Annotated in this window: 13 protein-coding genes; 7 read left to right on the top strand and 6 right to left on the bottom strand. The window is 69.0% G+C overall.

Annotation, left to right across the window (positions count from 1 at the left end):
• Positions 1–145 precede the first annotated feature (145 nt).
• Positions 146–898, bottom strand: a complete 753-nt coding sequence (gene istA / locus G4D86_RS37005; protein WP_275899189.1) for an IS21 family transposase — start codon at positions 896–898, stop codon at positions 146–148.
• A gap of 19 nt (positions 899–917) precedes the next feature.
• On the opposite strand from istA, the gene G4D86_RS37000 reads away from it, so the two are divergent.
• The 3 genes from G4D86_RS37000 to G4D86_RS36990 are packed head-to-tail and all read left to right on the top strand — an operon-like array spanning position 918 to position 2,675.
• The gene (locus G4D86_RS37000) at positions 918–1,469 is read left to right on the top strand and encodes a hypothetical protein (RefSeq protein ID WP_163998906.1); all 552 of its coding nucleotides are present in this window, start codon (positions 918–920) and stop codon (positions 1,467–1,469) included.
• A gap of 48 nt (positions 1,470–1,517) precedes the next feature.
• On the top strand, positions 1,518–1,973 hold the full coding sequence (locus tag G4D86_RS36995; RefSeq protein WP_163998904.1) for a hypothetical protein: 456 nt from the start codon (positions 1,518–1,520) through the stop codon (positions 1,971–1,973).
• A gap of 30 nt (positions 1,974–2,003) precedes the next feature.
• Positions 2,004–2,675, top strand: a complete 672-nt coding sequence (locus tag G4D86_RS36990; protein WP_163998902.1) for a hypothetical protein — start codon at positions 2,004–2,006, stop codon at positions 2,673–2,675.
• Positions 2,676–2,775: 100 nt separating this feature from the next.
• Here G4D86_RS36990 and G4D86_RS36985 read toward each other — a convergent pair whose 3' ends face one another.
• Positions 2,776–3,252 (bottom strand): hypothetical protein, encoded by a 477-nt coding sequence (locus G4D86_RS36985; RefSeq protein WP_163998901.1) that lies wholly within the window; start codon positions 3,250–3,252, stop codon positions 2,776–2,778.
• 317 nt (positions 3,253–3,569) lie between these two features.
• On the opposite strand from G4D86_RS36985, the gene G4D86_RS36980 reads away from it, so the two are divergent.
• The 3 genes from G4D86_RS36980 (at position 3,570) to G4D86_RS53260 (ending at position 6,582) form a co-directional block, all read left to right on the top strand.
• A complete protein-coding gene (locus tag G4D86_RS36980) occupies positions 3,570–4,664 on the top strand; it encodes a sensor histidine kinase (protein ID WP_163998900.1) in 1,095 nt (364 codons plus the stop codon).
• A complete protein-coding gene (locus G4D86_RS36975; RefSeq protein ID WP_163998898.1) occupies positions 4,661–5,470 on the top strand; it encodes a LytR/AlgR family response regulator transcription factor in 810 nt (269 codons plus the stop codon). Before G4D86_RS36980 ends, G4D86_RS36975 begins: the two co-directional genes overlap by 4 nt.
• A gap of 200 nt (positions 5,471–5,670) precedes the next feature.
• Positions 5,671–6,582 carry a peptidoglycan-binding domain-containing protein gene (locus tag G4D86_RS53260; RefSeq protein WP_240360672.1) on the top strand — a complete coding sequence of 304 codons (912 nt, stop codon included), beginning with the start codon at positions 5,671–5,673 and terminating at the stop codon, positions 6,580–6,582.
• A 65-nt stretch (positions 6,583–6,647) separates the two neighbouring features.
• On the opposite strand, the gene G4D86_RS36965 is transcribed toward G4D86_RS53260, so the two are convergent.
• Together G4D86_RS36965 and G4D86_RS36960 are read right to left on the bottom strand one after the other, a co-directional pair.
• Positions 6,648–6,926 carry a hypothetical protein gene (locus G4D86_RS36965; protein WP_163998896.1) on the bottom strand — a complete coding sequence of 93 codons (279 nt, stop codon included), beginning with the start codon at positions 6,924–6,926 and terminating at the stop codon, positions 6,648–6,650.
• 86 nt (positions 6,927–7,012) lie between these two features.
• Positions 7,013–9,268: a S41 family peptidase gene (locus G4D86_RS36960; RefSeq protein ID WP_240360671.1), complete on the bottom strand. Its 2,256-nt coding sequence runs from the start codon at positions 9,266–9,268 to the stop codon at positions 7,013–7,015.
• 200 nt (positions 9,269–9,468) lie between these two features.
• On the opposite strand from G4D86_RS36960, the gene G4D86_RS36955 reads away from it, so the two are divergent.
• A complete protein-coding gene (locus tag G4D86_RS36955; RefSeq protein WP_163998894.1) occupies positions 9,469–11,397 on the top strand; it encodes a M4 family metallopeptidase in 1,929 nt (642 codons plus the stop codon).
• A gap of 24 nt (positions 11,398–11,421) precedes the next feature.
• Here G4D86_RS36955 and G4D86_RS36950 read toward each other — a convergent pair whose 3' ends face one another.
• Both G4D86_RS36950 and G4D86_RS36945 read right to left on the bottom strand, forming a co-directional pair.
• On the bottom strand, positions 11,422–12,789 hold the full coding sequence (locus G4D86_RS36950; protein ID WP_163998892.1) for a hypothetical protein: 1,368 nt from the start codon (positions 12,787–12,789) through the stop codon (positions 11,422–11,424).
• Complete coding sequence (locus G4D86_RS36945) at positions 12,759–14,219, bottom strand: circularly permuted type 2 ATP-grasp protein (protein ID WP_163998891.1); 1,461 nt, start codon at positions 14,217–14,219, stop codon at positions 12,759–12,761. Before G4D86_RS36945 ends, G4D86_RS36950 begins: the two co-directional genes overlap by 31 nt.
• Between the last annotated feature and the right edge of the window lie 16 nt (positions 14,220–14,235).

The raw sequence follows: 14,235 nt of genomic DNA, 5'->3' as shown, positions 1-14,235 counted from the left end.
GAAGCTGGTACCAGCGAAAGGTCTCGCGCATTGTAGATCCAAGGTTGAGCAGCGGTGCAAGCTCTTCGCCAATAGGCTCAGTGCTGCTGTCTACCCTGCGTGAGCCGTTCAGGCTTGCCGAATCAGCTTGAGGATTGCTGCACTCTCACCCTCCCCCGTCCGGTATCATGCCGGGCAGGTCGCCGCTTGAAAGCGAGAAGAAGGTCTGGTGGCGCAGCGCCGCCAGTATCCACCGCTCGGCCAGCAGTACACCTTGCTCCACCTTCGCCTTGTCGTGAGGTTTGCGCACCCGGGCCGGAATCACCGCCGCGCCGTAGTGCCGCGCCAGTTCAGCGTACGTGGGGTTGAGGTCCGGCTCGTACCGGTCCGGACTCTTCACGCCGCTCTTCAGGTTGTCCGGTACCCATATCCACGCCACGCCGCCCATGTACTCGAGCGCGTTGGCATAGCACCCCACCCACGTGGGCAGGTCCTCGCTCAGCACTGGCTCCGCGTACGTGAAGTTGCTGGCGCCCAGTACCGCCAGGAAGAGCTTCGCCTTCCTTCGCTCGCCCGTCTTCGGGTCCACCACGTCCAGGCCGTCACCGCTGAAGTCGATGAACAACGTCTCCCCCACGACGTGCGTCTGGCGCATCGTGACGCTCAGCGTCGCGGCCCACCGCGCGTACCTCTCACAGTACTGGCTGTACTGGTACCCGTCGGGCTGCTCCGCCTTGTACTCCTCACAGAGCAACTGCTTTCTCACGTGCTTCTTGCGTAGCTCTAGGTGCATCCGCACCCAATCCGGTTCCGGCCGGCTCGGGCGCGGTTGGCCCTCCTCGGCGAACAATAACCGCGTCAGGGCATCGTCCTCATCCAGTTCCCGCGGCGGCGGCCAGCTCAGCTTCGCCACCTTCATTGGGGACTACCTGGAGTCGGTGCTGCTGCCCTTCTACGACGCCCACCACGCCTTCATCGTCGCGAAGATGGCGGTCGAGAAGTCCACGGCGCAGGGGTGGATGGATGCGCCGGGCTTCCGGACCGGGACAGGGAAGCTGGCCAGCGTGCGCACCTTCAGCTTCAAGCAACTGCGCGACAACTTCAGCCCGCCACCCGCAGGCGACCGCCGGCGTCCGGTCCATGACCGGATGTTCGCCAACTTCGCCCGCATGTTCATCTTCCTCGTCGAGGAGGACCTGAAGCATACAGGCGAAATCTTCGACCACACCGAGGTGCTCAACGCGGTCCGCTTCATACGGACGTGGATTGCGCGTCTGGAGGGTGCCGAGGACGCGGACATCAATGCGCGGGTGCGGTCCATCGAGACGCTGTCCCAGTCGGCGCGGGAGCTGCGTACCGACGCCAATCGCGGGAGAATCCCGGCACCGGCTTGCAGCCCAACAACCGGTGGGCGGAGTTCGCCGCTCCCTATGGAGGTTGAGGCCTCGCGCTTGCCGGAGCCGGAAAAAATCACTCGCTTGCCCGTTTAATCCGCTCGCGGTTCTCAACGGACGAACCCACTCCCAACGGAGCAAGCCATGAAGACCTCCCTGAAGAGCCTGTCCCTCGCCGCCGCCTTCGCCCTCGCCATCCAGGCCACCCCCGCCAACGCCAACGGCATCGGAGGGGCCTCCATGAAGGCCTCCAACGTGGCGGACGATACGTGCCCCGTCTACGCCTATGGGTGGATCGCCAACAGCTGCGCCGCGACGAAGTCCTTCATCGTGGCCCTGCCGTTCTCTGGAGCCGCCGGGTACCGCACCTTCTCCGTCATGGCGCAGGGGGCCACCACCGGCGACGTGAGCTGCCGGATCGCGGCCACCACCAATACCCAGACCGGTTTCTACGCGGGGAGCTGGGTCTCGCTGCCGGCCGCGGGCAGCCCGCAGACCATCGCCCTGGGCACACTCTTCACGGATACCAAGAGCTCCCTCTACCTGCTGTGCAACCTGGCGCAGAACGCCAAGGTCTACTCCGTCCAGTGGGACGACTAGTTCCCTCGCCACTGCCCTGGGAGACCCGCGATGCCGCGCCCCCTGCCCCTGGCCGGAATCACCGTGCTGCTGGCCTTCCTGGGCTGGCAGTGGCTGGAACACACCTCACTGGAGGAGCAGCACCAGCAGCAACAGACGGAGCTCGCGGCCACCCGCCGCGAGCTCCGAGAGATGACCCGCGCGCTGGGTGAGCAGCAGGCACAATTGGAGCGCCTCACCCGGGAAGTGACACGCACGCCTGTCTCCGCGCCCGGCCCGACCCTGGCACTCCCCGCCGAGCCGCCCGCCTCCGGCGCTGGCATGGAGCGCCCGCCCCCGGTGACTCCGCCTGACCACCCGGTGCCACCGTCCGAGCAGGAGAGGGTGGCCAGCCTGGAGGAAGCGGTCCACGGCGAGCCCATCGATCCACACTGGAGCCGGCAGGCGGAGGACCTGACCCGCTCCAACCTGGGGCGAATCCTCACCACTTCCCGGCTGGAGTCGGTGCACTGCGGTGCCTCGCTGTGTCGCTTGGAGACCTCGCACCCCAGCCAGGAGGCGCTGGAGCAGTTTCGCGAGCAGGTCCTGATGGCGCCCGCGCCGGTGCTCTGGAATGGAGCCACCTACTCCTCCGTGCAGGGGGACGCCCGCGCGGGAACCCTCGTGACGGTCTCGTACGTGGCCAGGGAGGGAAGGCCGCTTCCCACACTGGAGCACCGCTGAGCCATGAACACGCCCGCGGGGCGACGGGGCGAATTCACGGCGTCTTCGCGCTCCATCCGGTCCGTCAGTTGGGCGGCACGCTCGGCGAAGCGCGCTACCCTCAGGGCATGCAGAGCTCGCCCGTCACCCGGGTGAAGATGGTGTCGCCGTTGTCGAACTTGACGCCGCTCACGAAGAAATAACCCGTCGCGCCGGCGAAAGCCCCCGTGCCGTCCACGATTTGATGGTGGGCCGTCACGAAGCTGGCGTTCGTGATGCCAGTCTCTCGCGCGACGAGGGTGCCCTTCTCCAGGGTGTAGTGGAAGAAGCCGCTGTAGCTGACCCAGCCCGGAGAGCCCGGCGGCAAGGCGCGCACCTCCTCGCCCTGGAAGTGCGTCACACCGCGCAGGCCGTGATTGCCGTCCACCTCACCGAGGAAGCACGACCTCGCCGGGTTGAGGCATCCCTGCGTGGACTTGTGCTCCACCAGGTCCGCGTGGAACTCCTTGCATCCGTCCGCCCACGCCACGGGCGCGAACGCGAGAACGCAAACCGGGACCACCACAGCCAGGGCCTTCGTGACACTCGCTACCGTCATGGGGATACCTCTCCAGTCGTTGAATGCGCGCTGCTTCCTCGTGCGCCCCGCGTGGAGGAGTGGGCTGCTCGTACGCCATCCCCGCGAGGTGCGCCCCTCAACATGCGCGCCGTGCGCCGCGGATGACCCGACTTTGCAGTGAGCCGGCGGCGGAGCACGGCGAAGCGGCCTGGCGCGGGCCCGAGCCGGAGGTCTGCGCTGGCCCGTGGGACGGGGCTGGCACCGCCGCACCGCGTGGAAGCCGCCGTTCCTCCCGCCGCGCGGCGTGACGCCCCCGTCGGGACTAGAGTGCGGCGAACCCGAGAACCCTCATGCCCATGCGCTCCTCTCCTGTCGTCATCTCGCGCTGGCGTGCGGCGGCGCTCATCTTCGGTGCGTGGACGCTCGTGGGCTGCGTGGCCGTCGCTGGCGGCGTGGCGGCCGCGCTCTCCACCGGCCGGCCCCTGCCCAGCACGTTCTTCTTCTTCAGCAACATCCTGGGGATGTGGCTGTGGGCGCTCTACACGCCCCTCATCTTCACGCTCTGCGAGCGCTACCCGCTCGACGGGCCGGAGTGGCGCCGCGGAGTGGGCGTACACGCGGCCCTGTTCCTGGTGCTCTGGGGCCTCGAGTTCGCCTTTGGCTCGGTGCTGGACCTGTTCGTCCAGCACCCGCAGCGCCCGGTGCTGCACTACTTCTTCAGCGCGCTGATCTACTGCCTCTTCTGCTACCTGGGCGCGCTCGCCGTGGGCCACGCCCTGCGCTTCCACCGGCTCTACCTGGAGCGCGTCGTGCGGACCTCCGAGCTGGAGTCCCAGTTGCTGCGCTCCCAGCTGCTGGCCTTGCAGATGCAACTGCGCCCCCACTTCCTCTTCAACGCCCTGCACACCGTGTCCGGGCTCGTGCGGACCGACGACAAGGCAGGAGCGCTGCGGGTGGTCGCGGACCTGGCGGACCTGCTGCGCGCGGTGCTGCGCGGCGACGCGAACCAGCAGGTGCCGCTTCGCCAGGAGGTGGAGCTGGTCGAACGCTACCTGGGCATCGAACAGCTCCGCTTCCAGGAGCGGCTCCACACCCAGCTCCGCGTGGACCCGGACGTCCTCGAGGCGCTCGTCCCCCAGTTGCTGCTGCAGCCGCTGGTGGAGAACGCCGTGCGCCATGGGACGCGCGCCCTGGAGGGCGAAGGGCGGGTGTCCGTCCACATCCGCCGGGAGGCGGAGATGCTGTGCCTGTCCGTGGAGGACTCGGGCGCGGGGAACGCACCGGATGGGCCGGCGGCGACCGAGTCCGGAGGAATCGGCCTCGCCAATACCCGGGCCCGCCTGCGCCATCTCTACGGGGAGCGCCACCGGCTGTCGCTCCGGAAGACGGAGGACGGCGGCACGGTGGCCGAAGTGGCCATTCCCTTCCTGCGCGCCGGGACGGTCTCATGAGCACGCCGCCGCTCGGGGAGCGCATCCGCACCCTCGTCGTGGACGATGAACCCCTTGCCCGCAAGAGCCTCCGGCTGCTGCTGTCGGCGGATCCGGACATCGACGTGGTGGGAGAGTGCGCGACGGGGCGCAAGGCGGTTCAGGCACTCCAGCAGGGGCCCGTGGACCTCCTCTTCCTGGACATCCAGTTGCCGGGCCTGGACGGATTCGAGGTGCTCCAGGCCGCAGGGCCGGGTGCAGCGGCCGCCGTGGTGTTCGTGACGGCCTTCGACACCCATGCGCTTCGGGCCTTCGACGTGGGCGCCATCCACTACCTGCTCAAGCCCTTCGACGACGCGCGCTTCGCCAGCGTCCTCGCCCGCGCGAAGGAGCACGTCCGCGGGCTCCGGGTGCAGGGCATGGCGCGCAGGCTGGGGGAGCTGTACGCGGCCGCGCCGCCCGCTCCCGCCACACCACCCGCCGCGGCCTCCACATACCTGGAGCGGCTCGCGGTGAAGGAGGCAGGACGGGTGCTCCTGGTGCCCGTCGAGCAGATCGACTGGGTCGAAGCCGAGGACTACTACGTCCAGGTGCACGTGGGGGGCCGGGTGCACCTGCTGCGTCAGTCCCTGCGGGAGCTGGAGGCCCAGCTGGACCCTCGCCGCTTCCTGCGCATCCACCGCTCCACGCTCGTCAACCTGGAGCGGGTCCGAGAGCTGCAGCCCCTCTTCCACGGCGAGTTCTGGGTGCTGCTCCACGATGGGCGCCGGCTCAAGCTGAGCCGCAGCTATCGCGAGCGGCTCGACCAGGTGCTCTCCGGACGCTGAGTCCGGAAGCCACCCTGCGTCTCGTTGGCCGGCACGGCGGGCTTCACCTCGTCCGTGCCGACCGGGCTGGCTGCTCCGCCCACACCCGCGTCGAGCGGAACAGGTTCGGCGGCAACTCTTCGACCGCTCCTCCGAGAATGGAGATACGACGGGGAAGGCGTGTCCCCCCGGACGCCCCCTCTCCTACATCAGGAGCGCATATGTCCGTCAGCGGTGCGGGTTCGTCGAGCAACAGAAGCGGAAGCACGGGTGCCGGTCGGTCGGCCGGAAGTTCGAGTGCGAGCAGCGCCTCGAAGTCCGGCTCGATGGCGGCCGGACGGGCGGCGGACCGGGCGAGCGTGAGCGGGTATTCCGCCGACAGCCGCACCTCGGCAAAGTCCGGCTCGATGGCCGCCGCGCGGGCCGCCGACAGGGCGAGCGTGAAGGGGTATTCCGCCGACAGCCGCACCGCGGCGAAGTCCGGCTCGATGGCCGCGGCGCGGGCGGCGGACCGGGCGAGCGTGAAGGGGTATTCCGCCGAGAGCAGCTTCTCGAAGCCTGGCTCGATGGCCTCGGCGCGGGCCGCCGACAGGGCAAGCGTGCTCGGCTACACGAGCGGCTCGCTCCGCAAGGGAACGACGAACGACACCGTTCGGGGTCTGCAAGATCGGTTGCGCTCGGCGGGCTTCAATCCTGGAAAGACTGACGGGAAGTTCGGCCCCGCCACGGAGAAGGCCGTTCGCGACTTCCAACGCGCGAAGGGTCTCAAGGCGGATGGCGTGGTGGGGAAGAGAACCTTCGAGGCGCTCAACGGCGCCTCGAGCTTCACGCAGAACACCAAGGCCCGCGCCGCGAGCACCGTGTCGGCGACCGGCCGGCCGTTCGAGGCGATGGCTCGGCTCGCGGAACAGCACGGCCTCACCGTCACGTCGACCACGGGAGGAGCGCACAACACCCGCTCGAGGCACTACCAGGGGCGGGCCATCGACGTGCGCAGCCGCGGCGTGTCGCCGGAGCGCCTCGACGCCTTCATGGCCGATGCCCGGGCCCATGGCTACACCGTGCGCGACGAACGGACACGCCCGGCGGGACAGCGGGTCTGGGGCGGTCCCCACATCCATATCGAGAGGTGAGGGAACCGGGGATGAAGGGCTGAGGGATACCCCAGGTATCCCCCAGTCCTTCCGGCAGGGGTAACTCAGGGGCAGAGGCAGCTGCCAGTACACGCGTAGTCGAGAGTACAGGGCGTGCCGCCACAGCCCGCTACGCACGTCGCCTCGGAGCCGTACCAGCGGGTGTAATTGCACGTCCACTTCTGCGGGCAGATGGCCTGCTGCGTGACGGTGCCTTCCGGGAGCTGTTCATCGACAGGGGCCTGCTCGGACGCCGGTGCCTGCTCGGGCTCGTACGTGCCGCCACAGCCCGCGGAGATGGTGAGGCCCACGACAGCAGCCAGCAGGGACAGGGTGATTCGCATGGGACGGACTCCTGGGTTCCACGGGTTGGACTTCAACGGCGCATCCTAGCCCGAGCGGTGACGCCTGCGCGGTACCGAGCGCGGGCTCAGCGACTCGAAGACGCCGCCTCGTTGGCGGGCGCCTCGCGCAGGAGCTGGACGGCGCGCTCCAGCAGCTCGTCACGGCCCGCCTGGAGTCCCGCCACCGTCGGCCGCAGCTTCACGTGGGGCTCGAGCCCCTTGCGCTGCAGTTGCCGTCCATCCCCGTGGCGCACCTGCTGTCCGGTGAAATAGAAGGTGATGCCACCGGGCAGCACCGCCTGGGTGACGTCGCCATTGGTGCCCGCGGTGGCGCTGCCCAGGAAGACGGTGTCCGCCGCGGCCTCCAGCATCAGCCCGGTGTGCTCGGCCTGGCTGATGGTTCGCGAGTCGATGAGCGTCACCGTGCGGCCCCGGTACTTGGGAACATCCACCTCTGGCAGCGAATCGCTGAGCTTCAGCCAGCCCGCGTGCAGGCCTCCCGCCAACGGGCGCTCGTACCAGGCATAGGGGCGCGAGCCCTTCACGTCGAAGTAGGGCCCGAGCGCCCACATCGTGCCGCGCGGGTAGGCGCGCAGGTCGAACACGATGCCGCGGGTGTCCTTGAGCTTCTCGAACATCGCGGGCACCTGCCAGGCCTCCAGCTTCCCCAGGTCCACGAAGCCGATGTTCCCCTCCAGCACCCGGTAGGACTCCGCCTTCGAGGGAGGCAGCTTCCACCGGGGCGTGCGAGTGAGCTTCACCTCCTTGGGCCCCCGGGCGCCGCGAACGCCGAGGACGACCGTGGAGCCCTCCTCTCCCCCAAGCGTGCGCAGCAGGGTCACGTCCCGGCGATGACCGGGCAGGGAGCCCGACACGTACGGGGCGAATCGCCGCACCCGCGCTTCGATGGGCTCGCCGTCAATCTTCTCGATGACGTCACCCGGCACGAGCCCGGGCGCGGACTGAGAATCGAGCACCTCCACCACCACGGCCTTGCCGCCGATGTCCGTCACCCAGACCGGCGGGGCGACGCCGAAGAAGCGCAGGAGCTCCGGATGGCCTCGCACCGAGGCGTGGCCGTCCTGGAGCCAGGTGGCCGCCTCGGCCAACGCGAGCACGTACGCCGTCGCGTCCTTCGCCGCGTCCAGCTTCTCGAGCAGCTCCGGGAGGCGGGCCTCCCACGGCCGGTCCATCAGGTCCGGGTAGGCGAAGAAGAAGCGCACCACCGTCCACAGCTTGGCCCCGGCCAGCAGCCGCATCTCCCGGGAGGGCAGGAGCGCGTCCTGGTAGCTCGGCTCCGGGCGCCAGGCGACCGTGGGCCGAAGGGCCGCGGCCACGCCGGCCTTTTGCTTGGGGGGGCGGGCGGCCAGCAAGAGCGCCTGGCGCATCCCTTCGTCCGGGCCATCCAGACGGTCGCGCGCGGGCCGCTTCACGTCCGCCTCCAGGGGCAGCACCGTCTCATTGAGACTCACCAGCGCGCGGTACCCCTCGCCCAGCGGCACGGAGTCCTGCGTGTTCGTGGCGCCCTCATTGAGCGAGCCTTCGGCCACCAGGAGCGCCTTCCCACGGGCGCGCAGGGCCAGCACGGACAGGTCGATGGCGGAGTCCTCGTCGACCAGGAAGACGAGCAGGGCCGGCTTCTTGCCCGGAGTGCCCGTGACGACCTCATCCGAGGGCAATATAAGCTCGGTTCGATAGGGGCTCTGCGCGCCATCCTGTGGCCTCAGGCCCATGTGCTGCACCTCGCGCAGGCCGGGCACGCTCAGCTCGCCGTCGATGAAGTGCGGCAGCAGCCGCGGCACCATCCACGAGAGGCCATAGCGCCGCAGGCCGCGCATGCGCAGGTCCAGCACCACCGCGCGAGCCTTCGCGGCGTCCGCGTCCAGCGTCGCTTGCAGTTCCTGCATGGAGGCATCCCCCTGTGGCCCCAGGAGGTTGCGCAAGTCGAGCACGAGGACGTCCTTCTCCCAGCTCTTGAGCGCGCGCAGGGTGGGAGCCGGGCCGGAGGAGGCCGGGGGCTTCTCGCGCTCCACCAGCGTGGCCGGGTCCCCGAGGGCCGCGAGCATGCCCTGGACCGCGGCGGCATAGGCCTCCGCGTCCCGTGCGGCCTCCACCCCGGGCAGCGCGGAGAGGAAGGCAGCGTCCCACTCGGCGGGCATGGAGAAGGCCCGGGGGTGGCGGAAACGAACGTCGCCCCACAGCTTCACCAGGCGCACCCGGCGTTCGGCGCGGAGCGCCTCGGGCGAGGCGGTGGCGGGAACCTGCGCCAGGGCATTTCCCGTGAGGAACAGGGCCCCCAGGCTCAGCCATGAGACCCATCGCAGCCAACTGCTCTTCATCATGCCAACCCCCTTGTCGCGGGAACCCGCGAGCGAGCTCCCGCGGCGAGCGTCGGCGCCATCGAGTCGGAGCCGATGAGACGCCAGACTAGACTGTTTTCAACGGTAGGCGGGAGGGTGGCCTGCCGCAGTGGAAATACAACCAAGGACGGAGCTTCATGACGATGAACGGTCTCTTTCGAGGTCTAGGTGTCGCGGGACTCATGGCGGGCGTCGTGGCCTGTCAGGGATTGGGAGACGAAGCCACGAGCGCGAGAGACGCCCAACAGGTCGCGGCGCCCGGCGTCGAGGCGATGAAGAATCTCGTGGTGGTCTCTCTCGACGCCTCCCACGTTCCGACGTTCGTGAAGGGGGATTTCGGCCGCATCGCCGCGAGCAAGGAGCTCCGCGCCGGAAAGACGGAGCAGGTCGCGCTGCGGCCCGTCCTCGCCGCCCTGGAGCCCTTGTTCCACGCGAGTCCCGAGGAGCTGGTCTTCCAACAGGCCGTGACGGACAACATCGGAGATCGACACTACGTCTACGCGCAGCACAAGCATGGGCTCGAGGTGGTAGGCGGAGGGCTCGTCCTCCACTCGCGAAACGAGGCCGTCTATGCAGTCCACGGAAGCGCTCGCGCCGACCTGGACGCACCGCGCATCCCGGGGCTCGGTGTGACGGAGGCCGTGGCCCTGGCGAGGAAGGACACTTCGCTCGTGGGTCCACTCGACACGGGAGCGCGTCCACAGCTGGCCTATTGGAAGACGGGTGACGCGCTTTCGCTGGTGTACCGGGTGAACGTAACCGGGGTTCGCGAGGACGGTGCTCCCGTGGACGAGGAGGTGGTGGTCGACGCCATGCATGGAGGAATCGTGGCGCGGGCTTCCAATCTCCAGACGCTCAAGAACCGGGAGGTTCATGACCTCAACCACGGCCAGGTCCTCCCGGGCCCCACCGCCCGGGTGGAGGGTGGCCCGGCGGTCGCCGATGCGGTGGTCAACACCAACTACAACCTGCTGGGGCTGACCTACGACTGCTACAAGAACCTGTTCAACCGCGACTCCTATGACAACGCGGGGGCGAAGATTGTCAGCTCGGTCCACTATGGGACCAACTACGCGAACGCGGGCTGGAGCAGCACGGCCCAGCAGATGCTGTACGGAGATGGCGATGGAGTGACGTGGGGCAACTTCGCCAACGCGTTGGACGTGACGGCGCACGAGCTCACCCACGCGGTCATCAACGCCACCTCGAACCTCCACTACTACGCGGAGCCGGGGGCCCTGAACGAGTCGATGGCCGACAGCATGGGCGCCGTCTGCGAGTGGTACCGCGATGGCCAGGTCGTGAGCGCCAACACCTGGAAGGCCGGCGAGGAAATCTGGACGCCAGGTGTCGCGGGAGATGCCCTGCGCTACATGAGCGACCCGAAGAAGGACGGTCGCTCGTTCGAATACTACGACATGACCTACGACACGTTCGTCGAGGTCCACCTGGGCTCGGGCATCCCCAACCTGGCCTTCTACCTGCTGGCCCAGGGAGGACAGCACCCGCGCGGCCGTTCCTATACCCAGGTGACGGGGATTGGCATCGCCAAGGCGGCGCAGGTCTTCTACCGGGCCATCACGGTGAACCTCCTTGGCAACAGGCTCGCCGGGTTCGCCGAGGCCAAGGTCGCGACGGAGCAGGCGGCGGCGCAGCTCGGGTACAGCGCCGCGGAGATCGCCTCGGTGACCGCCGCATGGAACGCGGTGGGGGTTGGCGCCAATGCCATCGACCACTCGGAGTTCTTCGTCCGCCAGACGTACCAGGACGTCCTCGCGCGCGCGGCGGATGCCAGCGGACTGGCCTACTACCTGAACATCCTGGGGAGCTGTAACGGGGACGCCACCTGTCTGGCCAACTACCGCGCCCTCATCGCCCAGGGGATGCTCGAGTCACCGGAGAACCGGCAGCAGGACCCGGACCTGAACCCGGCCTCGCCGAACTACAAGGCCGCCTTCATCACCCATTGCTACACGAACTTCCTGCGGCGTCAGCCGTCGGCGTCGGAGCATTCCTGGTGGCTGGATGTCCTGAACCGCACCGACTACCGCCAGGTCGTCAACGGGTTCATCACGTCCCCGGAGTACCGTCAGCGCTTCGGCAGGCAATAGCCGCGCTGGAGTTGTCCGGCGCTCTCAGGCGGAGCGCCGGATGAAGTGCGCCACGAACTGCATGTGGCGGATCATCTTCATGTTCGGGGTAGCCGGCGTCACCCACGTCTCCAGGCCGCGCAGCCTGCCGCCCATCAGATACGGGCAGCACGACAGGCCCGAGCGGCGCTCCACGGGCCCCGCGTCCGTGTACTCCAGCAGGTTGAACTCTCTCGGACGAACACGCTCCTGGAGGATCCAGATGTTGGAGGCGCCATCCACCTCCGAGGGCTCCCGCCCCCGCGCCTCCAGCAACGACGACCACTCCTCCTCCGAGAGGTTGCAGCCGAAGAAGACATCCCGGGCCTGATGCGAGTCCGTCTTCTTGAGGATGAAGTCTCCCCGGTTGCGCCGCACCCGCTCCCGCTCGCTCCCATCCAGCAACGTCAGCACCCGCGTCCACGGCAGCAACGTGTCCACCGCCTCGTGCTCTTCCGCCGTCAGCGACACGGGTCGCGCCGCCGGGTCGCTCAGCCACGCCAGGAAGAGCTTCGACTCGAGCAGTGACAACATCACGGGCACCGTGCAGCCCTTCACCACCGGGGACAGATGCGCCAGCAACGCCGCGAACCGCTCACGGTCCCGGTTCACCGAGTAGATGGAGCAGGCCCGATGCAGCCAGGCCGGCACATCGGTCCGCAGCGGAGCCAGCGCGTCTCCCGCGTAGTGGATGAGGTGCTCGACACGGTGCGGATTGTCATTGAGCGTGGCCAGGAGCGGGGCCATCTCCCCGCGCACCTTGTCGTCGTTCTTCATGATCCAATGCACCTGACACGGCGCCCCCTCCGCCCACTCCGCGAAGTAGTCCCGCATGCCCGCCAGGGGACGCCCCGTCACCAGGTACTCGGGCGGCGGCGCGAAGAGCTCGGCCGCCATCGTCCACATGTCGTCCGGCCGCTCCTGCCCGCCGACAGCCGAGTCGAAGTTGGTCTCCACCACCTTCGGACCGTCCGCTCCCAGCACGATGTCCGGACGGCCGAAGAGAAACCGCGTGGCCCGCTCCGACAGCAGCAGCTCCGGCTCCAACGCCGCTCCCTCTCCGAGCACCGGCCAGTCCAGACTCCGGGCCCCCACCACGCGCTGCAGCCGCACGTACTCCTCCCACGGCCCTCCCCTCGAGTCCCCCACCAGCAGGGCATGCAGCACCTTGCAGTGCGCGCGAAACAGCGCCACCAGCCGCGTCTCGAAACGCGCCACCGACGAGGCCGCGGACCACACGGGCGCCACCAGCGTGTCCGGAGTCTCACGCCCCCAGGCCGTGCGCCCGAGCCGCGCACGAAAGCCGTCCAGCAAGGCCCGCGAGTCAGCCCCGGAGTCGACCGCTAGCGGCTGGAGGATGGGGTCCAGGTCCAAGATGGGTCCTCGATGAGCAGGGGGGGCTGCATGAAGCCGCGCCGGCCCACGTTGGTCGTCTCGTCCACGGAGGTGCGGACGATGAGCCCCGTGGGCTCGCCACAGAAGAGGAAACACGCCAGGGACGTGAAGACCTGCGTGGGCACCTCCCCTTCCAATCGCCGGGTGACGTTCGGCTCGGCCAGGGCCAGGTCCTGCAGCACGAAGTCGTCACCGGGCGGCTCCGCGCGAGCCTCGGACACCAGGCGCGCCCACGCGTCAGGCGCCGTGCTCCGGCCGATGACGACGCTGCGCCCGCGGGTGTCCAGCGAGCGCTTGAGCACATAGCGCTCAGGATGGGCAGCCACCTCCTCCAGCGCCCCCGCGTCCAGATGGCGCACCAGCCGCGTGCGCGGGACGATTTCCTCGATGAGCGCCACGTCCTCGCGCCCCAGGTATTTATGCAGCAGCGGGCTCCACAGGAAGGCCAGCGTGCTCTTCTGCTCCGTCAGGTACATGCTCGGGAAGGAGTTGATGGCGAGCACCGCCTGCGCCTGGTAGGCGTCCAGGTACGCCTGCACCTCCGCCGTCGTGCGGCTGAACGCGCACTCGTACGCCTCCGGCCCCCGCGAGTCGTCGTACTTGTTGTACACGAGCGACACGGGCACCTCGTCCAGGTACAGCCGGCCCCGCTCGAAGCGCAGGTCCTCCACGAAGCCTCGCACCGCGGTGCAGCCCTGCGCGCGGAACTGCTCGGCGATGTGCTCCAGCTCCGTGGTCATCGTCAGGTAGCGGCTGTTCAGCACCGCCACGTTGCGGCCCCCGCGCAGGTGCCCCGACTTCTCCGCCGAGGCCAGCATGGCGCGCGCGAACGAGCCCGGCCGCTCCAACGGCGCCTGGAGCGGCCGCAGCCCCAGCTCCCGCAACCTCGCCAGCGTCTGGCTGCGCGCCAGCATCTGTCCGAAGTGGCAGGCGTAGGTCGCCGCCGCCGGCGAATGGGTGTTGAGCTCGTAGATGCGGGGCGTCCCCTCCGGCCCCAGCGTGAAGTCGTAGCGGCAGTACTGGATGCGCGGCCGGTAGGACGCCCCCAGCCGGATGAGCCGCTCGTGCCGTGGCTCGAACCGGAAGAACTCCCGCACCGCCGGCTCGTCCAGGTACAGGTCGATGACGCGCTCCAGCACCCCGAAGAGCTGCCGGAACTGCTTCACCATCCGCTCGAAGGCGCGCTGTGTGACGACGTAGGGCAACCCCACGAACGGGATGGGCTTGTGCTCCTGCCGGATGCCCTGGGCCTCCAGGTACGCGTCCTGCTGGCCCCGGTCCTCCCGCAACACCTCCGCGGGCACCAGCGCGGCGGCCTCCTCCGCGATGAGGTTGTAACCGCCCCGCTGACGCAGTGCGCTCATGAGCGCCTGGAACGCCGGGTTGCCGGTGTCGCCTGCTTCGCGCACGTCGACCTCCGAGAAG

This window comes from Pyxidicoccus caerfyrddinensis, assembly GCF_010894405.1.
Classification (GTDB): domain Bacteria; phylum Myxococcota; class Myxococcia; order Myxococcales; family Myxococcaceae; genus Myxococcus; species Myxococcus caerfyrddinensis.
The sequence above is the reverse complement of the archived record's forward strand: the minus strand, read 5'-3'. Positions and strand labels throughout refer to the sequence as shown.

Coding starts and splice junctions, on each gene's coding strand:
- istA (WP_275899189.1), bottom strand. CDS start 898: ATGAAGGTGGCGAAGCTGAGCTGGCCGCCGCCGCGGGAACTGGATGAG.
- G4D86_RS36995 (WP_163998904.1), top strand. CDS start 1,518: ATGAAGACCTCCCTGAAGAGCCTGTCCCTCGCCGCCGCCTTCGCCCTC.
- G4D86_RS36990 (WP_163998902.1), top strand. CDS start 2,004: ATGCCGCGCCCCCTGCCCCTGGCCGGAATCACCGTGCTGCTGGCCTTC.
- G4D86_RS36985 (WP_163998901.1), bottom strand. CDS start 3,252: ATGACGGTAGCGAGTGTCACGAAGGCCCTGGCTGTGGTGGTCCCGGTT.
- G4D86_RS36980 (WP_163998900.1), top strand. CDS start 3,570: ATGCGCTCCTCTCCTGTCGTCATCTCGCGCTGGCGTGCGGCGGCGCTC.
- G4D86_RS36975 (WP_163998898.1), top strand. CDS start 4,661: ATGAGCACGCCGCCGCTCGGGGAGCGCATCCGCACCCTCGTCGTGGAC.
- G4D86_RS53260 (WP_240360672.1), top strand. CDS start 5,671: ATGTCCGTCAGCGGTGCGGGTTCGTCGAGCAACAGAAGCGGAAGCACG.
- G4D86_RS36965 (WP_163998896.1), bottom strand. CDS start 6,926: ATGCGAATCACCCTGTCCCTGCTGGCTGCTGTCGTGGGCCTCACCATC.
- G4D86_RS36960 (WP_240360671.1), bottom strand. CDS start 9,268: ATGATGAAGAGCAGTTGGCTGCGATGGGTCTCATGGCTGAGCCTGGGG.
- G4D86_RS36955 (WP_163998894.1), top strand. CDS start 9,469: ATGGCGGGCGTCGTGGCCTGTCAGGGATTGGGAGACGAAGCCACGAGC.